The sequence below is a fragment of the Phaeobacter sp. JH20_08 genome (genome assembly GCF_048056635.1).
GTDB lineage: Bacteria > Pseudomonadota > Alphaproteobacteria > Rhodobacterales > Rhodobacteraceae > Phaeobacter > Phaeobacter bryozoorum.
This window is the reverse complement of record NZ_JAYMVV010000005.1, coordinates 499,023-522,442: the sequence shown is the minus strand read 5'-3', so window position 1 is coordinate 522,442 and position 23,420 is coordinate 499,023. Positions and strand designations below refer to the sequence as shown.

The 23,420-nt window shown below is 53.7% G+C and carries 22 protein-coding genes; 14 read left to right on the top strand and 8 right to left on the bottom strand.

Annotated elements, in window-relative coordinates:
- Positions 1–10: 10 nt before the first annotated feature.
- From pheS to pyk, 5 genes are all read right to left on the bottom strand, one after another.
- Complete coding sequence (pheS, locus tag VWY75_RS04485; protein ID WP_340544717.1) at positions 11–1,084, bottom strand: phenylalanine--tRNA ligase subunit alpha; 1,074 nt, start codon at positions 1,082–1,084, stop codon at positions 11–13.
- Positions 1,085–1,299: 215 nt separating this feature from the next.
- Complete coding sequence (rplT, locus tag VWY75_RS04480) at positions 1,300–1,665, bottom strand: 50S ribosomal protein L20 (RefSeq protein ID WP_014873789.1); 366 nt, start codon at positions 1,663–1,665, stop codon at positions 1,300–1,302.
- A gap of 15 nt (positions 1,666–1,680) precedes the next feature.
- Entirely contained in the window at positions 1,681–1,881 is a 201-nt protein-coding gene (rpmI, locus tag VWY75_RS04475; protein WP_014873788.1) for a 50S ribosomal protein L35, read from the bottom strand.
- A 189-nt stretch (positions 1,882–2,070) separates the two neighbouring features.
- Positions 2,071–2,292, bottom strand: a complete 222-nt coding sequence (locus VWY75_RS04470) for a hypothetical protein (protein ID WP_340544710.1) — start codon at positions 2,290–2,292, stop codon at positions 2,071–2,073.
- Positions 2,293–2,329: 37 nt separating this feature from the next.
- Positions 2,330–3,775 carry a pyruvate kinase gene (pyk, locus tag VWY75_RS04465; protein ID WP_416535844.1) on the bottom strand — a complete coding sequence of 482 codons (1,446 nt, stop codon included), beginning with the start codon at positions 3,773–3,775 and terminating at the stop codon, positions 2,330–2,332.
- A 120-nt stretch (positions 3,776–3,895) separates the two neighbouring features.
- Here pyk and VWY75_RS04460 point away from each other — a divergent pair, with 120 nt between their 5' ends.
- Complete coding sequence (locus tag VWY75_RS04460) at positions 3,896–4,633, top strand: N-formylglutamate amidohydrolase (RefSeq protein WP_416538419.1); 738 nt, start codon at positions 3,896–3,898, stop codon at positions 4,631–4,633.
- 88 nt (positions 4,634–4,721) lie between these two features.
- The gene (locus VWY75_RS04455) at positions 4,722–5,039 is read left to right on the top strand and encodes a DUF1244 domain-containing protein (RefSeq protein WP_416538418.1); all 318 of its coding nucleotides are present in this window, start codon (positions 4,722–4,724) and stop codon (positions 5,037–5,039) included.
- A 135-nt stretch (positions 5,040–5,174) separates the two neighbouring features.
- On the opposite strand, the gene VWY75_RS04450 is transcribed toward VWY75_RS04455, so the two are convergent.
- Positions 5,175–5,606, bottom strand: a complete 432-nt coding sequence (locus VWY75_RS04450; protein WP_416538417.1) for a DUF1489 family protein — start codon at positions 5,604–5,606, stop codon at positions 5,175–5,177.
- Positions 5,607–5,791: 185 nt separating this feature from the next.
- On the opposite strand from VWY75_RS04450, the gene VWY75_RS04445 reads away from it, so the two are divergent.
- The 8 genes from VWY75_RS04445 to VWY75_RS04410 all read left to right on the top strand — a co-directional run bounded on the left by VWY75_RS04445 (position 5,792) and on the right by VWY75_RS04410 (position 15,038).
- The gene (locus VWY75_RS04445; protein WP_416538416.1) at positions 5,792–8,086 is read left to right on the top strand and encodes an adenosylcobalamin-dependent ribonucleoside-diphosphate reductase; all 2,295 of its coding nucleotides are present in this window, start codon (positions 5,792–5,794) and stop codon (positions 8,084–8,086) included.
- 693 nt (positions 8,087–8,779) lie between these two features.
- Positions 8,780–9,136, top strand: coding sequence for a plasmid mobilization relaxosome protein MobC (gene mobC, locus VWY75_RS04440; RefSeq protein WP_416538415.1), 357 nt, complete (start codon positions 8,780–8,782; stop codon positions 9,134–9,136).
- The gene (locus VWY75_RS04435; RefSeq protein WP_416538414.1) at positions 9,091–10,416 is read left to right on the top strand and encodes a relaxase/mobilization nuclease domain-containing protein; all 1,326 of its coding nucleotides are present in this window, start codon (positions 9,091–9,093) and stop codon (positions 10,414–10,416) included. Before mobC ends, VWY75_RS04435 begins: the two co-directional genes overlap by 46 nt.
- Positions 10,417–10,483: 67 nt before the next feature.
- Positions 10,484–12,361: a type IV secretory system conjugative DNA transfer family protein gene (locus VWY75_RS04430; RefSeq protein WP_416541670.1), complete on the top strand. Its 1,878-nt coding sequence runs from the start codon at positions 10,484–10,486 to the stop codon at positions 12,359–12,361.
- Positions 12,362–12,427: 66 nt separating this feature from the next.
- Positions 12,428–12,667, top strand: coding sequence for a hypothetical protein (locus VWY75_RS04425; RefSeq protein ID WP_416538412.1), 240 nt, complete (start codon positions 12,428–12,430; stop codon positions 12,665–12,667).
- A 90-nt stretch (positions 12,668–12,757) separates the two neighbouring features.
- The gene (locus tag VWY75_RS04420; RefSeq protein ID WP_416557825.1) at positions 12,758–13,102 is read left to right on the top strand and encodes a hypothetical protein; all 345 of its coding nucleotides are present in this window, start codon (positions 12,758–12,760) and stop codon (positions 13,100–13,102) included.
- Between the two features lie 72 nt (positions 13,103–13,174).
- On the top strand, positions 13,175–14,401 hold the full coding sequence (locus tag VWY75_RS04415; RefSeq protein ID WP_416538410.1) for an AAA family ATPase: 1,227 nt from the start codon (positions 13,175–13,177) through the stop codon (positions 14,399–14,401).
- 1 nt (position 14,402) lies between these two features.
- Positions 14,403–15,038 (top strand): HNH endonuclease, encoded by a 636-nt coding sequence (locus VWY75_RS04410; protein WP_416538409.1) that lies wholly within the window; start codon positions 14,403–14,405, stop codon positions 15,036–15,038.
- Positions 15,039–15,120: 82 nt separating this feature from the next.
- Here VWY75_RS04410 and VWY75_RS04405 read toward each other — a convergent pair whose 3' ends face one another.
- Together VWY75_RS04405 and VWY75_RS04400 are read right to left on the bottom strand one after the other, a co-directional pair.
- The gene (locus tag VWY75_RS04405) at positions 15,121–15,756 is read right to left on the bottom strand and encodes a recombinase family protein (protein ID WP_416538408.1); all 636 of its coding nucleotides are present in this window, start codon (positions 15,754–15,756) and stop codon (positions 15,121–15,123) included.
- 393 nt (positions 15,757–16,149) lie between these two features.
- Positions 16,150–16,656 carry an antirestriction protein ArdA gene (locus VWY75_RS04400; RefSeq protein ID WP_416538407.1) on the bottom strand — a complete coding sequence of 169 codons (507 nt, stop codon included), beginning with the start codon at positions 16,654–16,656 and terminating at the stop codon, positions 16,150–16,152.
- Between the two features lie 433 nt (positions 16,657–17,089).
- On the opposite strand from VWY75_RS04400, the gene VWY75_RS04395 reads away from it, so the two are divergent.
- The 4 genes from VWY75_RS04395 (at position 17,090) to VWY75_RS04380 (ending at position 23,070) form a co-directional block, all read left to right on the top strand.
- Entirely contained in the window at positions 17,090–19,948 is a 2,859-nt protein-coding gene (locus tag VWY75_RS04395) for an AAA domain-containing protein (RefSeq protein WP_416538406.1), read from the top strand.
- Positions 19,949–19,999: 51 nt separating this feature from the next.
- Entirely contained in the window at positions 20,000–20,605 is a 606-nt protein-coding gene (locus VWY75_RS04390) for an AAA domain-containing protein (protein WP_416538405.1), read from the top strand.
- A 681-nt stretch (positions 20,606–21,286) separates the two neighbouring features.
- Positions 21,287–21,484: a hypothetical protein gene (locus tag VWY75_RS04385; protein ID WP_416539325.1), complete on the top strand. Its 198-nt coding sequence runs from the start codon at positions 21,287–21,289 to the stop codon at positions 21,482–21,484.
- 2 nt (positions 21,485–21,486) lie between these two features.
- A complete protein-coding gene (locus VWY75_RS04380; protein WP_416539326.1) occupies positions 21,487–23,070 on the top strand; it encodes a deoxyguanosinetriphosphate triphosphohydrolase family protein in 1,584 nt (527 codons plus the stop codon).
- Positions 23,071–23,420: the final 350 nt, after the last annotated feature.

Below are 23,420 nucleotides of genomic sequence, written 5' to 3'. Positions count from 1 at the left end.
TCATCCGGGCCTAGCGGCTCAAACCACCGTGCAGCGTCGGCACGTCGAGACACTGGAAACCGTAGTGGCGCAGCCAGCGCAGGTCGCTGTCGAAGAAGGCGCGCAGATCAGGAATACCGTATTTCAGCATCGCGATCCGGTCGATCCCCATCCCGAACGCAAACCCCTGATAGATGTCCGGGTCGATCCCGCCAGCGGCAATCACCTTGGGGTGCACCATGCCGGAGCCGAGGATTTCAAGCCAGTCGTCACCCTCGCCAATCTTCAGCGTGCCATCTTTCCAGGAACAGCGGATATCAACCTCGGCCGACGGTTCGGTGAAGGGGAAATGCGACGCACGGAAACGCAGATCGACGCTGTCCACCTCAAAGAAGGATTTCACGAATTCTTCCAGCACCCATTTCAGGTTCGCCATGGAGATGTTCTTGTCCAGCGCGAGGCCTTCGACCTGATGGAACATCGGCGTGTGGGTCTGATCGTAATCAGCGCGGTAAACGCCACCCGGACAGATGATGCGCAAAGGCGCACCCATCTTCTCCATCGAGCGGATCTGGACGGGGCTGGTATGGGTGCGAAGCACATGCGGCGGGCGGTTATCACCCTCGGCACGGTGCATGTAGAACGTGTCCATCTCAGCGCGTGCCGGATGGTGGCCGGGGATATTCAGCGCATCGAAATTGTACCAGTCGGTGTCAATACGCGGGCCTTCGGCAACGGAGAAACCCAGCTCGGCAAAGATCGCGGTCAACTCCTCGCTGGCCTGGCTGATCGGATGCAGAGTCCCGCTGCGCGTCGGGCGGGTCGGCAAGGTGACGTCCAGCCATTCGGTCCGCAGGCGCGCATCCAATGCGGCATCGGCCAGCCCGGCCTTCTTGGCGGCGAGTGCGGCGTTGATCTCATCCTTCAGCGCGTTCAGGGCCGGACCCGCAACCTGACGCTCTTCTGGCGTCATCTTGCCCAGCTCACGCATCTTCAGCGCGACTTCGCCCTTTTTCCCAACAGCTGCAACCCGGATGGTCTCCAGCGCGTTTTCATCGGCAGCATCGGCGATCTGCCCGAGATATTTTGCTTTAAGATCGTCCATGACGGTCCCCTGAATAATGCTGCAGCCCTGCTACCACAGCAGAAGCTGAAAGCAAGCTTTTGAACCGGTTCTCTGCCAATCGGGCGGCAATCGCGACAATCCGGCAGCCTCCCCGCCTCCGTCAGACCGTATAGCCTGCCTCTCTAGCAGATCCGCAACAGCAAAAGGGCCGCCCTTTGCAGAGCGGCCCTTTCGGAATTGTCTTGCGCCTAAGCTTAGGCTGCCAGTGCGCTCTGTGCCTGCTTCACGATGGCACCGAATGCTTCGGGCTCGTGTACGGCCAGATCGGCCAGCACTTTGCGGTCCACTTCGATACCGGCCAGGGTCAGGCCGTTGATGAAGCGGGAGTATGTCAGAGCCTCGTCGTGGCTACGCACAGCTGCGTTGATCCGCTGGATCCACAGCGCGCGGAAATTCCGCTTGCGGTTCTTACGGTCGCGGGTTGCGTATTGGTTTGCCTTGTCAACAGCCTGACGCGCGACCTTGAAGGTATTCTTGCGACGGCCATAATAGCCTTTTGCGGCCTTGATGACTTTCTTGTGACGGGCGTGAGTTGTGGTACCACCTTTAACGCGGGACATATCTCAGATCTCCTCTTAGCGGTCGTAGGGCATGAAGCCCTTGACGATCTTTGCGTCGGGTGCCGACAGGGTAGTGGTGCCGCGGGCGTCGCGGATAAACTTGCGGGTCCGCTTGATCATGCCATGGCGCTTGCCGGCCTGACCTGCGAGGACCTTGCCGGTCGCGGTCACTTTGAAGCGCTTCTTGGCGCTCGATTTTGTCTTCATTTTGGGCATTTCCGTCTCCTTCAATGCGGGTTCGGTCTATGCGCGACTCGGCATGCCACATTAGGCCGGCCACGCGAACAGGGCTGCCGTTTACGCAAGCTGGACCATAAGGGCAAGCAGATTCTTCGAGCAGACGGCCAATCCGCCCTGCTGCGGTTCAGTCAGCGCGGCCTCGACAGTCAGCGCGCGCCATGACGCTCAGGTAAAGCGGCCAATCACCCGGAAAATGGCTTTCGGGATATCGTCGATCTGATACCCGCCGGATTTTGTACTGAACGCATATAGGAGCAGACCCACCGCCACGACAAGAAAAACCGCCGACACCCTGGGGGTGCGGCGGTCGGTAGCGGCAGACAACAGCGCGGGTATTGCCAGAAAAGCCAGCAACAACCCAAGCACCAGTGCCAGATCCGTATCCATGCTGCGCGTCCTCGCAGAAGACTAAGACGCGTTCAGGTTACTCCGGGTCGGTGCTGTAGATCAAACGTTCATCGCAGGGTGCCACACGCAGGATGTTGGTGGTGCCCGGAACGTTGAACGGCACACCGGCCGTCACGACGATCTGATCGGTTTCCCCGGCGAACCCGCCGGAACGGGCGGCGCGCGCGGCACCGACCACAGCGCCTTTGAAGCGTTCCTGATCCGGCGTCACAACACAGTTGCAGCCCCAGCTCAGCGCCAGACGGCGGGCTGTCCGGTTCAGCGGCGTCAGCGCAATGATCGGCACGCCCGGACGCTCCCGTGCGGTCAGCAGCGCGGTGGTGCCGCTTTGGGTATAGCAGCAGATCGCCTTGATCTCGGTCTTCTCGGCGATTTCACGCGCGGCAGCGACAATGGCGTCGGCGACGGTATCGCCCTTGGCCGAGCGGGAAGAGGCAATGATCTGGCTATAGGTCGGATCCACCTCTACCTCGGTGGCGACATTATCCATCGTCTTCACCGCTTCGATCGGGTACTGGCCTGCCGCGGATTCAGCGGAGAGCATGATTGCATCCGCCCCCTCGTAGATCGCGGTTGCCACATCGGAGACTTCGGCGCGGGTCGGCATCGGGCTTTCAATCATGCTTTCCAGCATCTGGGTGGCCACGATCACCGGTTTGGCAGCTGCACGGCAGCGACGCACCAGACGTTTCTGGATCGGCGGCACTGCAGCAACCGGCAGTTCAACACCCAGATCGCCGCGCGCAACCATGATCCCGTCGGAGGCATCTAGGATTTCATCGAAATTGTCGACCGCAGCCGGTTTTTCGATTTTCGACAGCACTGCCGCGCGACCATCCGCAAGACCACGTGCCTCGTAGACGTCCTTGGCGCGCTGAACAAAGGACAGCGCCAGCCAATCGACGCCCAGCCCGCAGACAAATTCCAGATCGCCGCGATCTTTCTCCGACAGGGCCGCCAGCGGCAGCACCACATCGGGAACATTCACCCCCTTGCGGTTGGAGATTGTCCCACCTGTGGTGACGGTACAATTGGCGAAGTCGTTGCCGCAGGTCTCCACCTTCAGGCGAATCTTGCCATCGTTGACCAGCAGATGGGCACCGGGCTGCAGGGCTTCGAAAATCTCGGGGTGGGGAAGACAGACGCGATTCACGTCACCCTCTGCCTTGTCCAGATCCAGCCGGAAGGACGCACCTTCGACCAGCTCCTCCGAACCATTGGCAAAGACGCCGACACGCAGCTTCGGCCCCTGAAGGTCGGCGAGGATGGCAATCGAGCTGTCCAGATCGGCCTCGACCTTGCGAATAATCGCATGTTTGGCGGCAATCTCTTCGTGGCTGCCGTGCGACATGTTCAGACGGAACACATCTGCACCCGCCTCATGCAGGGCACGGATGGTCTCATAGGTTTCGGATGCCGGCCCAAGGGTGGCAACAATCTTTACATTGCGCGATCTTCTCATGGGGTCATCCTCTTCATCGGCTGGAACGGTGTTATCGCAAACATTGCTGCGGCGCTTATCGCCTAATTCCCATTTTGCCGCAACTCCCCTAAAGCTTCATCATAAAATGGCGACGGACAGATGACATATTCACCATTCTTCTTGCATGGGGCCGGGCGCCCTGCCCGCTGGGTGATCTGCTGCGATCACGCCACCAATCATGTCCCCCCCTTTGTGAACAACGGCGAACTTGGCCTGCCGCGCGCGGACATGGAGCGCCACATTGCCTATGATATCGGCGCCTATGGGGTGGCACAGCAGTTGGGGCAGCTTCTGGATGCGCCGGTCATCGCCTCCAATTTTTCGCGACTGGTGATTGATCCAAACCGTGGCCCGGATGATCCGACCCTGCTTATGAAACTCTACGACGGGACCATCATTCCCGGCAACCGCCACGCCGATGCGGCCGAGCGAACGGCGCGGATGGCGGCCTGCTACCACCCCTATCATGATGCCCTGGCCGAGCTGCTGATGCGGCCCGGCGCAATTCTGGTGTCCATCCACTCCTTCACCCGCCAGCTGCGCGGACGTCCGCCACGGCCCTGGCACATCGGAATCCTGTCACCTGACAACGAGCCCCTGTCGCCCCATATCGTCACCGAGCTGAAGGCGCAGCCGGACCTCTGCGTCGGCGTGAATGCGCCCTACACAGGCTATCTGCCCGGCGATACGCTGGATCGACATGGTACCGCCCATGCGCGCCCAAACACGCTGATCGAACTGCGCAACGATCTGATTGCCAGTGCGGCCAAGCAGCAGGACTGGGCCGAACGTCTGGCCAATGTACTGCCCTGCGCCTTGGACAAATCAGGTCTCTGACACCCGATAGGGCGCGACCACCGGTGCGAGTTGCCCCGCCCGGGTGCAACTGCTAGTCACGCAGATAGTGTCATGGAAGGAGCCCGACATGGACAAGCAGACCCAGATCGAACTAGAGGCGGCCGCCTTCCGCCGGTTGCGCCAGCACCTGATGGAAGACCGCACCGATGTGCAGAACATCGACATGATGAATCTCGCAGGGTTCTGCCGCAATTGCCTGTCGCGCTGGTATCAGGAAGCCGCCAATGAACGCGGCATCGAGATGGGAAAAGCCGAGGCACGTGAAAGCTTCTACGGCATGACCATGGATGAATGGAAAGCCAACTATCAGACCGAGGCCTCTGTCGAGAAACAGGCCGCTTTTGAGACCGTATTTCAAGAGAATGTAGGAAAAGAGCCCTCCTGACGGTCCAGCGCCGCCACCACGGACCGCGAGGTTGCTGCCGCGTGAAGCGACCTGATGAAGGCCCCGTCAGGGGCCTTTTTTGCGTCACTGCGCCCCTGACACATAGGCGATCATAGCCGATTGGTCGCCGGCTGGTCAGATCACGCCGATTTCCGCAAGCGCCTGCGACAGCTCAGGCGGCAACGGCTTTTCTGCCACACGCCCTTTTCGCAGATCCGGCGGCGTGTCCTCCGGCTTCAGATAGCGCCACCCCTGAAAAGCCCGCCGCGTTGCGACCTGTGTACGGTGGATTTCCGGCTCCAGAACAATTGCACAGCGGCGGATTCCGTCGCCACCGATCACCTCGTCCAGCCGCAGAATGCGTTGACGACACTGGATTTGTCCCTTGATCACCCAATAGATCGACCCGCCATTGAGGATCTCCGCTTCGCGCTTGGGCCACATCCGCGTAACATGGCGCGGCAATCCCTCCGGCAACTGCTTGCGGTACTCCGCCTGCCAGGCTGCCAGCCCGTCAACAGTTTCAGTCCCAACGGAAAGTTTCACGAGGTTGATATAGTTATCCACAAGATGCCCACAGAGTCGTCCAGATGATCAACTCTATATTGTAGGTCAGACTGGCAGATCGACAAGGTGTTGTGGTACGATGATGATAAATTTACGCCTCCGCGCGATTTCTGCGTTGAGGATATCGGCGCGGCTGGTGTAGTCAGGCCGCCACCTTGCCACGACCGACCATAGGGATTCGCCATATGAGCCGCTTTGCCGCCCCGATTGCCGAACAGATCTGGGACATGAAATACCGTTTCAAACAGGCCGATGGCACCCCCATCGACCAGACCGTCGAAGACAGCTGGCGCCGCATCGCCCGCGACCTGGCACGGGCTGAGACCGATCCCAAGATGTGGGAGGACAAATTCTACGGTGCGCTTGAGGACTTCCAGTATCTGCCCGCTGGCCGGATCACCGCCGGTGCCGGCACCGCGCGGCAGGTGACCCTGTTCAACTGCTTCGTGATGGGCACCGTCCCCGACAGCATGGCTGGCATCTTCGACATGCTGAAAGAGGCCGCGCTGACCATGCAGCAGGGCGGTGGCATCGGCTATGACTTCTCCACCATCCGTCCGCGCGGCGCCGATGTGAAAGGTGTTGCCGCAGACGCCTCTGGCCCGCTCAGCTTCATGGATGTCTGGGACGCCATGTGCCGCACCATCATGTCCGCAGGCTCGCGCCGGGGCGCGATGATGGCGACCATGCGCTGCGACCATCCCGATATCGAGGCCTTCATCACCGCGAAATCCGATCCCGCCCGCCTGCGCATGTTCAACATGTCCGTGCTGGTCACCGACCCCTTCATGGAAGCGGTAAAGGCAGATGGATCCTGGGATCTGGTTTTTGGTGACAAGGTTTATCACACCGTCCAGGCGCGGGACCTGTGGAACAAGATCATGCAGGCGACCTATGATTACGCCGAACCCGGTGTGATCTTCATCGACCGCATCAACAAGGCCAACAACCTGTCCTACGTGGAACAGATCGCGGCCACCAACCCATGCGGCGAACAGCCCCTGCCCCCCTATGGCGCCTGCCTGCTTGGCTCGATCAATCTGGCGCGCCTGGTCAAGAACCCCTTCGAGAAAGACTCCGAACTGGATCCGCAGGCCCTGAAAGAGCTGGTCGCCACCGCGGTGCGGATGATGGACAACGTTGTAGACGTGTCGAAATTCCCCTTGGAGGCCCAGGCACAGGAGGCCCAGAACAAGCGCCGCATCGGTCTTGGTGTAACAGGCCTTGCCGACGCACTGCTGATGCTGGGGCTGCGCTATGGCTCGGACGAAGCCGCGCGGCAGACCGAGGATTGGCTGCACGCGATCGCCCGCGCGGCCTATCTGGCCTCGGTGGATCTGGCCAAGGAAAAAGGCGCCTTCCCGCTGTTCGATGCGGACGCCTACCTGGCGTCGGGCACCATGATGAATATGGACGAGGATGTGCGCGACGCAATCCGCGAACACGGTATCCGCAACGCGCTGCTGACCTCCATCGCACCGACCGGCACCATCTCGCTTTATGCGGGCAACGTGTCCTCGGGGATCGAACCCGTCTTTGCCTATGCCTATACCCGCAAGGTCCTGCAAAAGGACGGCAGCCGCACTGAAGAGGAAGTCGTGGATTACGCCGTGCAGATGTGGCGCGACAAGTTCGGCGACAAGGAGCTGCCCGACTATTTCGTCAACGCCCAGACCCTGCCCCCCTCCGACCACGTCAAGATGCAGGCGGCGGCGCAGAAATGGATCGACTCGTCGATCTCCAAGACCATCAACTGCCCCGAAGACATTTCCTTTGATGAGTTCAAGGACGTCTACATGCAGGCCTGGGACCTTGGTTGCAAAGGCTGCACCACCTATCGCCCCAATGACGTAACCGGCTCAGTCCTGACCGTCAGCGAAAGCTCCGACAAGGCGCCGGGCGAAAGCGCCGATGCACCGCATCAAAGCGATATGGGCGAGAATGGCGCCGAAGTGGTCTATATGTCAGAGCCGCTGGACCGCCCGCAGTCTCTGGAAGGCCACACCTACAAGCTGAAGTGGCCGGATTCCGAGCACGCCATTTACCTCACCATCAACGACATCATCATCAACGGCCACCGCCGCCCGTTTGAGGTCTTCATCAACTCCAAGAACATGGAGCATTACGCCTGGACCCTGGCGCTGACCCGGATGATCTCGGCCGTGTTCCGCCGTGGCGGCGATGTGTCCTTTGTCGTCGAGGAGCTGAAAGCGGTCTTCGATCCGCGGGGCGGCGCCTGGGTGCAAGGCAAATACATCCCCTCTATTCTGGCGGCGATCGGCGGCGTGATTGAAACCCATATGGTGGCAACCGGCTTCCTCGAAGGTGAAGGCATGGGGCTGAAATCAGATCCGCAAGCGGAAGTGGTTTCCCTCAATGCTCCACGCGGCAAACCCTGCCCCAGCTGCGGCCTATACGATCTGCAGATGGTGGAAGGCTGCATGACCTGCCGCAGCTGCGGCCACAGCAAATGCGGGTAACCCGCGGCACCTGATGTCTCGACAGTCGGACGCAGCATGACCCGCGCATTCAGAGGCGCTTCCTAGCCTTCAGATGCACAGCAAATAGACCACCGGGAGCCCCGCTCTCGGTGGTTTTCTATTAGGCATACTTTCTGCAAAACACCGACTTTGTTGGAGGTTTCTTTCAGGAGAAGCAGCCTGCCTTCAACGTGGGGTTCGCCATCGGCTCCCGGGAAGAGGGAAAAAACTCGCTAGCTGCGCATCCGTCAGCTAAAAGAGATCAGACATGGTCAACACTCAGTTTTCGAACCATGAGTCACGCATCCTGTCAGAAACCAATCGGCCTCCCCCTCGGTGAAACGATCGAGCCTGTGAGCGATTTCCTGTCAAGCCCCTGGAATACCGACGAAAAGCGATGACTATTGGGACAAGAACCATCTTCAACGCGGCCATCAAATCACCATGGGCCTACGACAGATAGACCGTTTGCCGCAGGGTGCAAGATGCTGAGAGTTTTGGATTTTTGGATGTCTTCACATCAAAATGTGAAATGGTGCGCAAGGAAAGAACTGTTTCGAACCAGCATTCATGCGGATTTGAGAGAATTTCCACTTCTGAAAACGTTCCTGATCTTGAGGCAGTCTTTGAAGAACTTGAACGTTGGAATGACGTCATCAAAGATCACAGACATGAACTGCGAGGGCCCCGCCCATGAGCCGCCTTGCACCGTTTTCATTGAGACTGTCTCCAGAAGAGCGCTCGCAGCTTGAAATCCAGGCCGGGGGGATGCCACTCGCGTCTTATATCAAGTCCGTGGTTTTGGCCGACGAAGCTCCCAAATATCGTAGTCGGCGGAAACCACCTGTTGCGGAGCAACAGCTCCTGGCTGAAGTGCTGGCGCGTCTGGCAAAGACGCGCCACGCCAATAACCTCAATCAAATCGCCAAACACCTCAACCAAGGAACGCTGGTGATTGATGAGGAACTGGAAGCTGATCTCAAGGCCGCAATAGTCGAAGTCGCATGGATGCGAACCAAGCTGATGGAAGCCTTGGGGGTGCAATCATGATTGTGGTGGCGTCCCAGCGGTCCGGTGCCGTGGCTCTGGCAGATCACCTGATGAACATCCGCGATAATGATCATGTCGAGGTGATCGAGATGGATGGCTTCATGGCAGATGATCTGCATGGAGCGTTCAAAGAAGCCCATGCGATTTCCAAGGCAACGCAGTGCAAGCAGTTCCTGTTTTCAGTGTCGCTCAATCCTCCTGAACATGCAGTTGCCACGGATGATGATTTTCGTGATGCGGCAGACCGTGTGGCCAATGCCGTTGGCCTGAGTGATCAGCCCCGCACCATTGTCGTCCATGAGAAAAATGGCCGCCGCCATGCACATGCTGTTTGGTCGCGCATTGATGTGGATGAGATGAAGGCTGTTCACCTCCCCCACTTCAAAACCAAACTGCGAAATGTGTCGCGCGATTTGTTTCTTGATCATGGCTGGGATCTGCCCAATGGCCTTGCGACCTACGGCAATAAGAACCCGCTGAACTTCACCTTGTCAGAATGGCAGCAAGCACAACGGCATGGCCATGATCCGCGTGAGGTGAAACAGATCTTCCGCCATGCTTGGGAGCGCAGCGATGGGATGAATGGATTTCGCAATGCTTTGGAGGAACGCGGTTTCTATCTGGCCAAAGGTGATCGCCGTGGCTTTGTCGCTCTCGATATTCAGGGCAAAACGTTTGAGGTTGGCCGCTGGTCCGGCGTCAAAGCCAAAGAGGTAAAAGCCAAGTTGGGTTCGCCCAGTGCGTTGCCTTCAGTTGCCGATATGCAGACTAATCTGCGCTCACGTATGACCGAACAGGTCAAAGGTTACATCAATCAGATCAAGTCCCGCCATTCGGAGGAAATGCATCCCTATGTTGAAGCGCGGGCGGCAATGGTCACAGCGCAGCGCGCGGAAAGGCAGGTTCTCAAGGGCAAACAAGAGGCACGCTGGGCCAAGGAAACCAAAACCCGTTCTGACCGTCTCAACAAAGGTCTGCGCGGCCTGTTTGATCGGCTGACGGGGAAGTTCCGCAAAGTCCAAAATCAGAATGAGTGCGAAGCCATGGCTTGCGCCAAACGGGATCAGGATCAGCGGGACGATTTGATCCTGGCACAGATGAAAGACCGCCGGGGCCTGCTCAAAGATGCTCGGTCTGTACTCTTCCGCCATAAGGAAGACCGCAAATTGTTGGCCAAAAACATCTCTGCCTATTTGCGGCGCAAACCGCCCAATGCAGAACAAGCGAAAGCCGTAGCCAGAGAACGGAAGCGGTCACGGTCTTGGGATTTGTCGCCCTGAGCAAGAGCTTTACCCGATAATACCGCTTCATTACCCACGAGAATCACGAGGGTAATGTTTGATGTGAATGGCACTTACAACTCTGATGAGGAGAAGTGCTTTGTCACACTCAAAAACACTCAACTGGCAACAGGGCATGCCCCTGTTGTTTGCGGCGATTTCCACCTTGCTGCTGCCCGAGACAGCAATGGCCGAATTGGTCTGGCATAACGGCCAATGGGTCGATGAGCGGACTGTCCGCAAGTCTTCCGAGACACTCCTGTCCTTGACCCGCGTGTCCATGGTTGGCGGTGCAACAGCCCTGGGTTTCTCCATTGGCTGGTTTCTTTCACCTGGTGCGAGACAAACGCGTATGGTGATTACGGCCTGCGTGTTGGCGCTCTCTGCGCTCTATGTCTTTGCCAGCGATTCCGCATGGAGTTGGAGCGTAGCAAGCGCTTATGCCATTTGCGGATTTTTCTGGGGGTTGGGTTATTGGATGGCTCGTGGCCTTCAGGGGCTGATGGCTGTTCCTTCCACCTTTGGGTCGGCCAAATGGGCATCAATTGATCATCTCCAAGACAAAGGGCTTTTGGACCAAGACGGTATCGTGCTGGGCAAAGTTGAGAACGACGAGGAAGAGCACATGATCAGGTACCATGGAGACCGTCACATCCTTACATGCGCCCCCACACGCGGTGGCAAAGGAGTGTCTCATATTTTGCCTAACCTGCTGAGCTACGAGGGATCGGTTCTGGTCATCGACCCGAAAAGCGAAAACCTGCAAATCTCAGCCAAAGCGCGCATGGAAATGGGACAGAAAGTTTTTCCCATTGATCCCTGGCATATCGGCGCATCAAAAGTTGGTCTGGAACCCGCCCGGATCAATCCGCTGGATTGGATCAAACTGTCCGACATCGACGCACCCGAAAATGCCATGATGCTGGCGGATGCGTTGATCCAAAAGAACAGCCACTCAGATGCTTTCTGGCAGGAAAAGTCCAAAGCCTTGCTGCAAGGTCTCATTCTGCTGGTGACCTTTGACGATCATTATGAAGACAGCCGGGATCTGGGTACTGTGCGTGACCTGTTGCTGCTCACGGGTGATGAGCAGATTGAGCTGTTCACTTACATGTCTGGATCGGTGCATGCGTTGATTGCCAGCACAGGCGCGCAGTTTTTGCAAAAGGACCCAAAGCTGTTGTCCAACGTGATGGCTTCGGCACAAGCCGAAACTCAATTTCTGGATAGCGTCCGTGTCCGTGAAGCCCTGTCGGCATCTGATTTTGATTTCGCAGATCTGAAAACCAAGCCGATGAGTATCTATGTGATCCTGCCAGCAGATCGCCTGGAACCTTTCAGCCGCTTCCTGCGCCTCATCGTTCAGCAGGCCATTACGATTAACGCCCGCAATATCGAAGCCAAACCCGCAAAGCCCGTTCTCTTCATCCTGGACGAGATGCCAGCTTTGGGTCGCCTCAGCGCTGTTGAACAGGCTTATGGCCTGATGGCAGGGTTTGGGATTCAGCTCTGGGGGATTACGCAGGATTTGTGCCAGCTTCGCCGCGTATATGGGCAGGACTATGAAAGCTTCATCGCCAATAGCGGCGTGGTGGCCTATTTCGGTTCCCCTGACAAAACCAGTGCCGAATACTTCTCAGGGCTTTGCGGAGAACGTACCGTGTGGAATTTCTCCTCCGCGATGTCCAATGCGTTCAGCTCAAGCTCACACGGCAGCAACAGTAACAGCACCAGCAACACTGACACACGGGCAGCTTCGCAGCGCAAACTGGCTTATCCTGATGAACTGCGGCGGATGCCCCGAGATCATCAACTCCTTCTGATTGAAGACGCCGATCCTATCATCGCGCAGAAAATCCGGTGGTTTGATGACCCTGAATTCATGGAGAAAGGTGTCAATCTGCACAAGGCACAGAGCGTTGGCGAGGCATCAAACACTGGCTGATGCATGCATTCGTGTGGAAGGCCGGTATTGGCCTTCCATTTCCCCCCTCAAAACTGAGAGCTTCCCATGGATGAACATTCGAAGAAAGCCTTCGCGAAAGCAGCAAAAACACCCGCTGACAACATCCGCGACAAGGACAATGCCCAATTGGTGCCCAAGCCTCCAACAGGCGCGAAACACCCACCCAACCTGGCTCCGCCTGGCATGGTTGGCATCCGCCGCAATCTGGTACCGAAATCGCAAAATCAAACCAAGGCTCCACAGCTACGGAACAACCGCGACAACACCCACGATTTCGACCGCTGACACGACCTAAATGAACAAACTAGGACAACGCTCCTACTGAAGGATAGCACACCCTGTGCTATCCTTTTTTGCATGGGTCATCGAGAATTTATGAGTTATTTGAGGGAGCTAGAAAACGGCACTGACTTCCTCACCACGGTTTCACGCAACTACAAGAACCACCATGGCATTGATGAGTTGATCATGCTGCCGCAGTGCTATTGGGATTATACGGACTGGCTGGAACAGCAAGGCGATATCAGCTTTGACGAATGGGTAAATCACTGCAGCCAGAACCCGCATGAGGACTGGTCATTGTCGCACTTGCTCATGTATTGGTTGTGGATGGACATGTCGATCCGTCACCGCGAAGGTCTGCCCACTCCAACTTCTATGCCGCCAGAGGGGCATCTTCTGGCGACAATACCTGTGAATGATGGGCTGAGTAACAAATGATACCTGTATTTTGCAAATTTGCCTTATTTGTTCTTCACCTTAGAAACAACATGCGAGACAAGGAAAGATAGAATGACGAGTTTTAGCAGGGTGTCAGTGAACAACTGGCGACAGTTTTCCGATGTTAACATAGACCTGAATTCAAAAGTTACCGTAATAACCGGAAGTAATGGATCAGGCAAGACCACTTTACTCAATTTAGTAAGCCGTCACTTCGGATGGAATTGGACATTTGTTTCAACACCCTGGATGGGGAAGCGCACAGCCAAAAGAATTTGGTCCGACATTTTTCAAAGAGGCGAAACAAGCTTTGATGAAAAAGATATGCAAAGTAGCAGTCAGCGGAGAAAAATTGGTGAGATTAAGTACAACAATGATGCACGCTGCGAACTGATGACACAAACAGTTACAGGCCCTCAATACCATCCAGAGTACCTAGGACTCCAGGCGGTAGATGGCCTCCACATTCCTTCCCATAGACCAGTTGCTACTTACCATGGCATCCAAAACATTCCGGCAGAACCAATTACCTCAGCCCAACAGTATCAAAAATACCAATCCTTGCTGAACAATGCCTTTGGAGCTGGTCGAGCGGAAAACCCTGGAAAGATACAAAAGGAGTCTCTAATTTCTCTCGCCTTGATGGGAGAGGGAAACTCTCATGTTCCTGGAAATATAGCAATGAAAGAGGCGTTTGAGGGATTTCAAGAGGTCCTCAGAAGGACTCTTCCCAAAACACTCGGCTTTGAGAGAATAGAAATAAGAATGCCTGAAGTCGTTCTGGTTTGTCGTTCCGGGACATTTCCGATGGATGCTATGTCTGGCGGCGTTAGCGCCATCTTTTCTATTGTATGGCAAATCTTCATGTTTGGGCACGAGAAAGAGGAATTCACAATAACAATCGATGAGCCAGAGAACCATCTCCACCCAGCACTGCAACGGAACCTTCTTCCTAGCTTGGCTAACGCCTTCCCCAACTGCAAGTTTATTGTCGCCACGCATAGCCCGTTCATCGTTTCCAGCTTCCCAGAGGCGAAAATTTTTGCGTTATCTCCTGGCAGAGATCAAAAGATTACGGCATCACTTCTATCCGAAAATGACATCTCCGGAACTCCCAACGAATTGCTCCGCTCCATTTTTGACGTGGACTCAATTTTACCAATATGGGTAGAAGACGCCGTCAAGAAAATAATTGTTGAAACCCAAGACCTTCCAAGCGAAGAAAAAACAACAGAGATCATGCGTCGTCTTGCCGATCTCGGATTAGCAGATTCAATAGTAGAGTACCGCGGGAAGTAAAATGAGAAGAATTCACAAACTCAACCAACCCACTGTGCTAACCGATAACTTTGAAACATGGTCCGCTGAGTACCAAGCCGACCCCACCAATAGAACCAAAAAATACAGATATCGCCACCCGGAAATAAAAGAAACACTAAAGGAAGAAACAAAAAATAAGTGCGTCTACTGCGAAAGTAAGATTGGTCACAACACACCAGGTGATGTGGAACACAAGCTGCCAAGCTCTTGCAGGCGCGAGCTGCATTTTTCTTGGGAAAACTTGACCATTGCCTGCACTGAATGCAACCGTCGAAAACTAGCGTATTACGATGTGGAAAAGCCGTTCCTAGATCCTTACACTGGAGGAATTGAAGAACGTATCCTACACTTAGGCCCAATAGTTTCGTGGTCCCCTGGTGATGCTGAGTCAGAAATCAGCCTTCGAACCCTTCAACTTAATGATATGTCAAGAAGCGATCTTATTCTAAGAAAAACAGAAGCAATCGACGCATTGAACAACCTCGTTGCTAGGATTCAAACTGCCTCAGACCCTCTTCTTAGTGTTTTGAAGTTAAAACTAAAGGAGATGCGATCCTCAAAATTTGAATACTCTGGAATGATAGATGCTATTTGCGAATCTTACGGAATAGATTGAAGTACCGCAGCTGGATGAGTGCGGGAAACCTTAATTACGCAACCTTAAAGCACGTTTCATTTACGGAAGCACTAGATATCCCTCACCCCCTTTCCTCAAAAATTGTCATTTCATTCACAGCACGATAAATGGTCTGGCGTGAAAGATTGAGTTCCTCGGCAAGCTGATCAATTGAGGCTTCCCCGATTTCAATGCGGTGCCTCAGAAGAATAGCCAAGTCATGTGGGATGGCGCGCGGTCTTCCCACATGCACGCCTCTGGCTTTGGCAGCGGCCATGCCAGCTTTGGTGCGCTCTGCTATTTGCTCTCGTTCAAACTCCGCAAAGACAGCCAACTGCCCATAGAGTAAACGTCCTACAGCGGTGGTCGTATCGATGCCCTGCGTGATGGCAATAAAATCCACCTTGTTCTGCCGCAGATCTTCCAAAAGCTGCAGCAAATGCAGGGTTGAACGCCCCAGTCGATCAAGTTTCCAGACCACGAGTGTGTCGCCCTCGGTCAAATCCCGTAGGAGCGTATCGAGTGATCTCCTGGTAACGCAGGCTCCCGATACGCCATAGTCACCATAGATGACATCACAGCCCGCAACTTTGAGGGCTTCAATTTGCAGGGCTTGGTTTTGATCTTGATCTGATACACGGGCGTAGCCAATGCGGCGGCCTCTGCTGCGGGTCGTTCCTTTGTTAGTCATGAGAATATTGTGGCTGATCCGGGACATGCAGCAAGCCCTCCTGAACATACGATTCCCCCTTTCCAAAAGGGTTCCCTTTTGAACGGCAGGGTGAGTATGGGTTTCACGGACTCCGCCCCCATTGATTTTCTTGTGGAAAACCGGTTCGGCGTGACGTGATGGGTGATGCGTGGTAGCTGTACCAAAAGGGAACCCTTTTGGCTGGCTGCTATCTGCGGAGACCTACCAATGCTTTGGTTTGAATTTGGTATCCTGCTCTTGGGCGGATCAATCGCGCTCTCCTACTTCTTGCACTTCACTCTCGACCTTCAAAACAACAAGGTTCTCAACTTTCTGATTACTTGGACACTCGGGCCGATCTCTGTAGCCGGAGTTTTCTTTACCTTCGTCGGGTACTTCGGGGATCAGTAGCCGCTTCTTTCAAGAGAGGCGATAAATCAGCGTTTCGCCTGCTATCTCGGTTTCTGTGTAGTCATAGGCCAGATCGCGGGCGATGGCGTCCATATCGATGTAACGCTCCAGATGCTCAGGGATGTCACCGAAAAGGCCCTCATCGACCATCTGCTCCACCAGCTCTTTCATGCTGTCCACGTGATACAGATCCACATCAAATTCCTCTGGATGAACATCCTCGGGGTCGAAACTGCACCCAGCCTCACCAACGGCGATGATGAAAATTTTCTTCTGGTAGTCTGCCCATTCATCACATGCCGCGAAGTATCCACCGATATTGGCCTGATTGATGCCCCATGCGTTTGCCAAGGCGCAGTCGATGTCGTCACCGTCAATGAACTGGATTTCGTATTCTTCGACTGGATCACCATAGGCGTTGCGGTTCTTACTTGTCTTATTGGCGTATTCTTCCAAACTCTCAAAATAAACGCCGTTTGCGTCTAAATCGTATGGTTGTGTGTGTAACTGCGGCATGTCTTTTCTCCTCTTCTTTGTCCTGACGGGTTGCGCATGCAACCGTCTGGCTTCCGCCGAGGAGCGGGGGTGCAAGGATCAAGGGTGCCGTAGGCAGGACCAGAGCCACGCAGAGCTGCAATGCACATGAAGCGAGCATGGCGAGGACCCGCCCTTTGAACCGCGCGGGGGCGGCAGCCCTAGTCAGTCATGGGGTATTGGGGAGAAGACAATCTCCCCAATTGCGGATCAAACGCGCATGTCGGTTGAACTGATCCAGGCTAAACTGAGGACATTTGTATGTGCACTCTAAGAAGCGGAAAACACAGGAACATTCCCCCTTCCCACTTCTACAGCAGGCACACGCTTATACCCTATAGATTGCGCAACCCAGGCTTGCTCAATCTCAAGATAACTATATGATTACCGGGAAAAATTTCAGGAGTGCAAAGAGTTGAAAAGGCCATTCTTCAAAAAATCCATCAAAGAACTAGAAGAGGTCTTCGCGCAAAACGGTAGTGACGCGGCCACTCTGGAAAACCTGACCGCAGAACTCAAGCACCGCACCACACAACGTGCTCAATCCCTTCAATCAAAAGTACTGAAGGCAGCAAAAGTTGCGCTGCCTAAGAAATCGCAGCAAGTGCAAGATCGCCCAAAGGTTCGCGTTGAGCCTCCTATCAAAAGCGACTTTTCACAAACACGGCAGCCTGATCGTCCCGTTGCCCCATCAGTGACTAGAGCTGATCTCGGTCCAAAACCCGCAGTCACCAACGCCCCAGAGAACATTCTGCGTTCGTGGACAGCTTTGGAAGTGTTGTCTCCTCAAGGATACAGAAGGGAAACTGACCTTGTTGCTGGCGACAAATACAAAATTGCTAGATTGGATGACGGTCAACTGCCTTGGGAGCGCGGCGAGCGTTCCAAGCCCAAAAAGCGGTTGTTCTATGAGTTGATGCTTGGCGCAGTCGAACTCAGCCCTGCTGTCGAGAGTCTTCTAAAACTCTACGCGGATAGACGCCCAGACAAGCCTTCAATGAAAGGCCGATGTCCTGTTGCAAGCATCCTCCTAGACAAAGAAGGTAAACCGCTTGAGGAAGATACCAGCTTTGCGATTTCCAGTTTCGCTTGGGGTGTTCCGATTGCTCTGGAAGGAGACCTCAAGGAACTTGCAAGTTGGCCAATCCATGAAAAGAACCTGACTGCAGCATTCCGGAAGCAGTTGATCCGATATGATCGGGATGGTGAGATCGTTCCTCTCACCAAACAGCACATTGAAGAACTGTTCGATTTCCTATCACAGAAACTCAACCTCAACAGGTTAGAAGTCACCCGACCATACTTCGCGCTGCGCCGGTACGAGTATTTTGCCAGTAAGACCCCACCAGAACCGACGCTTCTAAATTCGTTCTATCTTGAGGATCTTGCAGCAGCACGCCGCCTTGCCAAAGACGGCACCCTGCCAAATGCCCTGAAGCACTACCTAGGGGTTGCGAAGCCGTCAGTAAAAACGAACCTACTTGATGACAACGCAGGCCTCCAGAAGCTCCTTCAGCCAGCTCTTACGCCATTGGGACGTTGGCCTGGTAATGGCCGTTTCCCACTCGCCTTACTCCAGCAAGCAGCCGTCAATGCGGCAAGCCCTAACCTAATGGAAACAGGTATCTTGGCCGTCAACGGCCCTCCAGGTACAGGTAAAACGACGTTATTACGCGATGTTGTTGCGGCACGGATCATTGAACGCGCAACGGTGATGAGTAGCTACGAAAAGCCTGCTGATGCCTTCAGGCCAACATCTCAAACTCTTCAAAGAAACGGCGCAAAGATCACCCTTCACAAGCTGGACGAGCAGCTAAAGGGCTTCGAAATGGTCGTTACGTCCTCGAACAACAAGGCCGTCGAAAACGTAAGTGCGGAACTTCCGGCAATGGGTGCCGTTGCAGCGGACGCACCAGATCTACGCTACTTCAAATCAATCTCAGACAACGTTCTCGAACGTGAAACATGGGGCAGCATTGCGGCTGTACTCGGCAACTCCAGCAACCGATTCAACTTCTCCCAGCGGTTTTGGCGCGATGATGAAAACGGGCTGTCCACTTACTTGAACCATGCAAGTGGCGTGCCTCAGATCGTTTCCGAACCACAGGAAAACGGCCCTCCTCAAAAACGCAATCGTAGGGTCATCGACACCGAGAACCCTCCCTCTTCCCCTCGGGAAGCTGCAGCCCGTTGGGAAAAGGCGCGATCTCGGTTCCTAGAAGCAAGGCGCATCTCTGAGCAAAGAAGCAGTGAGCTGCAAAAAGCATTCAAACAGATTGAACGGCTCGTTTCTGTGATCACCAGCCTGGATGATAAACTTGCCCAACAACCCGCCATTGCAGAAGAATACCGATCCATTGAGGAACAATTGAACACCGCCCAGCCCCCGCTACAAGAGGCTGAGCAAAAACAAACCCATGCGCTCCGTGCTCTGGCAAACCATGCGGCAACACGCCCAGGTTTCTTCGCCAGACTGCTCCAAAGACAAATGTATGCCACATGGAAAGCTGAGCACTCAATGCTTGATCAGGACCGAAAGGCCTGTGAAGTGGCGTATGCAAACGCTTGGCAAACATTCGATGAATTGAAGAGAGCGCATTCAGCCAAGAAAAACGAACTGGATCAAATTCAAAACGCCATAGCTGCGCTAGAAAATGAACGCGATCAGCTCAACACCGATGTCACTCGCATGAAGGCAGAACTTGATGTTGACGTGCCAGATGCTGATTTCCTCGGTCGCTCCAATGAAGAGATTCAGATCAAGAATGTCTGGTTTGACAAAGCGGCAAGCCGCTTGAGGGATGATGTCTTTGAGGCTGCCATCCAACTTCATCGAGCCTTCATAGATGCCGCTGCTGATCCAATACGTCAAAACCTATCTGTGTTTGTCGAGTCCTTCGGCACACGTTCGATGGGGACGCCGCAAAAAGATGCTTTGATAGCCGATCTATGGGCAACGTTTTTCCTAGTGGTGCCTGTGGTTTCCACAACATTTGCTTCTGTGCACCGGATGTTTTCGAGGCTTGCGCCTGAAGCTTTGGGCTGGCTTCTGGTCGATGAGGCTGGGCAAGCCGTGCCTCAAGCCTCAGTTGGCGCAATGATGCGTACAAAACGATCAGTAGTCGTCGGTGACCCGCTCCAAATTGAACCTGTCGTGACACTTCCCAACAGTTTGACTGAGGAGATTTGCGCGTACTTTGGGATCGATCCACTTCGCTTCAATGCACCAGAGGCATCTATCCAAACCGTTGCTGACGCCGCCAGCATGTTTTAATCACGTTTTCCAACAGGCAGTGGACACCGCGAAGTTGGCGCGCCGCTCCTTGTGCATCGTCGTTGCGACAATCCGATGTTCAGCGTCTCGAACGAGATAGCTTATTCCAACCTAATGGTTCAGGCTAAAGCACCATCTCAGCACAATGAAACCTTGGGGCCTTCCGCCTGGGTTGATGTAGTTGGCAAAGCTGGACCCGACAAATGGTGCGCTGATGAAGCAACCACTCTCATTGCGATGCTGCGCCAATTGAGAGCCTCAGGCGCTCAGCCTGATTTATATGTCGTCACGCCATTCGTCATCGTTCAGGACAATCTCCGCAGAGAGATTGTGAACAGCGGAATTCTGGATGGTTGGGTGCAAAAGCCGCGGGATTGGGTGAGAGAACATGTTGGCACTGTCCACACGGTTCAAGGCCGGGAAGCTAAAATCGTTTTCTTTGTCCTCGGCGCCCAAATGTCATCTCAAAACGGTGCACGTGCGTGGGCTGGCAGTCGCCCGAATTTGGTAAATGTAGCCGTAACACGAGCCAAAGAATCGCTTTATGTGATCGGCAATCGCCAGCTTTGGAAATCAGCCGGTGTTTTTGCGGTTTTGGACAGACATTTGCCCGCAGCAAATTCAGTCAAAAGAAAAATCGAACCGACTTACCACTAAATACGGATCAAACGCGTATTCGTTTGTGCATGGTTCGGTGCAGGTGGAGAGGCAAATCTCCAAGCTCTGCGAGTGGGTTCCAAGGGGCGGCGATCTCGCCCTTTGGCCGGGTACAGCTTCGGCACGCTGGCGGCATTCAATCGGCGGACGGTTGACCTATGGGGTGTTGGGGAGAGATGGCTTCTCCCTGACGAGAGATCAAACAGCGATCTGTTTGCATGGTCGTGTACTGGCTCAATGCCAGTCCATGGCCATCGGCCTAGGGGGATGCAACGGGGGCGCGCAGCGGACCCCCTTGCCAAGATCGTGTGGTACTACCACACACATCTTGCGGTGAGCCTTACGCCGAAAGATGACCCATAGAGGACGCAGCGCGGGGTGTCATATGACACACATCTCGCGGTCACTCTTAGACCGTAAGATGCCCAAAGGGTCGCAGCGTAAAGATAGAAAGTGAACTCAATGCGACAGCCACATAGCAGAAAGTTTGTCTGACGCAGCTTGAAAAGTGATGGGTGCAACAATAAGCTCCTCTTCAATCTGACCGGGAAGATCATCACACCGTTCCAAAAACGGCAAACGCTAACTTACTACTTCTAGATAGCGTAAGAGGGTGGCCCCAATAGTTCGAAAATTTTTACTAGAACCCTTCTAGATATAATGAGAAATGCAAATAAAACCATGAAAAGAAAAAAGAACAACAGCACGGCTGAGCGAAGCTACACCCTCAGAAAGGATAGCGCTGGAATATATGAAGAGGTTGTTACGCACGACGCGTCAGTTTCCAGCGATCTTTCGGCGATGCATGAAAACGTTTCTCAACGTATATCTGAAGTGGTGGAAAAAATCGAGAAGCAACTGGAGCGGCTGGAAAAATAGCTATGATGTATAACTTAAAAGAGCTAAGCAGACCGGTTGACGAATTTGTTTCCAACAACATCAGGCAACGTCAGGCCTACGGCTTGGATACAGCCAATGATTATGCTCGAATAATTCATTCAAGAGCTTTTCGGAGATTGCAGGGAAAAACACAACTATTTCCAAATGGACAATCACACTTGCTTCGCACGAGGTTAACTCACTCATTGGAGGTCGCGGAGATTTCTGCTCGCATAGCTTCGAAGATAAATTCGAGCTTCCCCTCTGGCTCCAGCAGTAAAATAGATTTGTCAATAGTCGCTTCAGCCAGCTTGGCTCACGATATTGGCCACCCACCTTTTGGACACACAGGGGAAAAAGTTCTGAATGATATCATGAGGGGGTACGGTGGATTTGAAGGAAACGCTCAAACTCTGCGAATAATCACGAAGTTAGAAAACAGAATTAGCACCCATACTCCTGTTACAGAATCCCTTAACAGGGTGTATTCAGCGCCACAGGGCTTGAATCTTCTCTATCGAACTATCGCCTCAACAATCAAGTACGACAACGCTATTCCGCTAAATGAAGATCGAAAGTCTCCTCCTAAAGGGTACTATGCAACGGAGCTAGATATTGTAGAGAAAGTTAAGGGTGCTGTAGGCAGGGCAAGCGACGGATCCTTTAAGACAATCGAGTGTCAAATAATGGACTTAGCTGATGACATTGCGTACTCGACATATGACCTGGAAGATTGCTTTCAGGCTGCCGTTGTCACCCCTCTAGATGTGATTTCTTTGACCAATGATGAGTGCGAAGAAATAACTGAAAGCATGAAGAGGAGCATCTCAAAAGAGATCTTTGATGGTCGAATAAACCCAAATGAAGTTGATTTAGAAAGGAGGGACATCTTATTTATAGCATGGTCCATTTTTGGCTCTCTGACCGAACCCTCAAAGGAGTTTCAATACAGATACAACATGCAGAGCTCATTCGCTGCCTTCGCGGCAGGGACGGCAATAGAAAGCAAATTCATATCAGAAAACAATATGTTGCGGAGGCGCTGGTGTGAAGATTTTATTATTGAAGCCATTGATTCTGTACATCTAGTCAGAGGATGGAACGCGGATATCCTCGCTCACTCCAAGATTAGGGTCAACACAAAGAAAAGACTTCAGATTGAATTCCTAAAATCATTCAACTACATAAAGGCTATCAGATCAAAAAAAATCAGAATGAACGACGCGCGCAGCAAACAGGTAATTGAAGAATTATTTGCAACATTTTTAAATCAAGACTTCTCAAGTGGAAACAATCAGGAGCTATCACTGTTCCCGGAGGAGTACAGAAGTTTTTATAAGAACCTAAAATCAGAAGTGGAAACAAATGAGGAATCCATAAGATGGTCAAGCATTGAAGCTCCTCGTGACGTCTTGCAAAGACTCGGCTTGAACAATCTAAGGGATAGCATCACGAACGGTGAACTGGCGGTACGAATGAGGTTGGTTTGTGATTATGTTTCATCACTTACTGACCAAGAAGCATTGGCATCATATAATCAGCTTCGCTCTGGGGAAACGATATCGTTATTCGGCATAAACACCTGAATGCACCTTTTTACTTACACGAAGGTCGAATATAGTGCCTGCCAGTAAGTCGGTGCTCTTTTGTAAAGTCGAATTCGACGGACGCGAGGAAATTTGGACGCTCACTGAGTTTGTAAATTTTCTTGTCACAAAGATTGTGCGGGAAGGGAATGAGGAAATGCGCGTCAGGCAAACTGTTCTGTGATCTTGTCGCCATTAATTCGCCTTCCATATAGTACAACGCAAAGTGCTTTCGGCCTACGGCCTTCTTTTTCACACATTCAATCACAATACCATTACTACTTACATAAACGTCACCGTCGCTTGCAGCGGAGATTACAGCATCGAGACTTAGCGCCTCATCGCTCCTC

Coding starts and splice junctions, on each gene's coding strand:
- VWY75_RS04430 (WP_416541670.1), top strand. CDS start 10,484: ATGGCACTTACAACTCTGATGAGGAGAAGTGCTTTGTCACACTCAAAA.
- VWY75_RS04470 (WP_340544710.1), bottom strand. CDS start 2,292: ATGGATACGGATCTGGCACTGGTGCTTGGGTTGTTGCTGGCTTTTCTG.
- VWY75_RS04405 (WP_416538408.1), bottom strand. CDS start 15,756: ATGTCCCGGATCAGCCACAATATTCTCATGACTAACAAAGGAACGACC.
- VWY75_RS04380 (WP_416539326.1), top strand. CDS start 21,487: ATGATGTATAACTTAAAAGAGCTAAGCAGACCGGTTGACGAATTTGTT.
- VWY75_RS04445 (WP_416538416.1), top strand. CDS start 5,792: ATGAGCCGCTTTGCCGCCCCGATTGCCGAACAGATCTGGGACATGAAA.
- VWY75_RS04420 (WP_416557825.1), top strand. CDS start 12,758: ATGAGTTATTTGAGGGAGCTAGAAAACGGCACTGACTTCCTCACCACG.
- VWY75_RS04425 (WP_416538412.1), top strand. CDS start 12,428: ATGGATGAACATTCGAAGAAAGCCTTCGCGAAAGCAGCAAAAACACCC.
- VWY75_RS04455 (WP_416538418.1), top strand. CDS start 4,722: ATGGACAAGCAGACCCAGATCGAACTAGAGGCGGCCGCCTTCCGCCGG.
- VWY75_RS04400 (WP_416538407.1), bottom strand. CDS start 16,656: ATGCCGCAGTTACACACACAACCATACGATTTAGACGCAAACGGCGTT.
- mobC (WP_416538415.1), top strand. CDS start 8,780: ATGAGCCGCCTTGCACCGTTTTCATTGAGACTGTCTCCAGAAGAGCGC.
- VWY75_RS04460 (WP_416538419.1), top strand. CDS start 3,896: ATGACATATTCACCATTCTTCTTGCATGGGGCCGGGCGCCCTGCCCGC.
- rplT (WP_014873789.1), bottom strand. CDS start 1,665: ATGTCCCGCGTTAAAGGTGGTACCACAACTCACGCCCGTCACAAGAAA.
- VWY75_RS04385 (WP_416539325.1), top strand. CDS start 21,287: ATGAAAAGAAAAAAGAACAACAGCACGGCTGAGCGAAGCTACACCCTC.
- VWY75_RS04435 (WP_416538414.1), top strand. CDS start 9,091: ATGGATGCGAACCAAGCTGATGGAAGCCTTGGGGGTGCAATCATGATT.
- pheS (WP_340544717.1), bottom strand. CDS start 1,084: ATGGACGATCTTAAAGCAAAATATCTCGGGCAGATCGCCGATGCTGCC.
- VWY75_RS04410 (WP_416538409.1), top strand. CDS start 14,403: ATGAGAAGAATTCACAAACTCAACCAACCCACTGTGCTAACCGATAAC.
- VWY75_RS04415 (WP_416538410.1), top strand. CDS start 13,175: ATGACGAGTTTTAGCAGGGTGTCAGTGAACAACTGGCGACAGTTTTCC.
- rpmI (WP_014873788.1), bottom strand. CDS start 1,881: ATGCCCAAAATGAAGACAAAATCGAGCGCCAAGAAGCGCTTCAAAGTG.
- pyk (WP_416535844.1), bottom strand. CDS start 3,775: ATGAGAAGATCGCGCAATGTAAAGATTGTTGCCACCCTTGGGCCGGCA.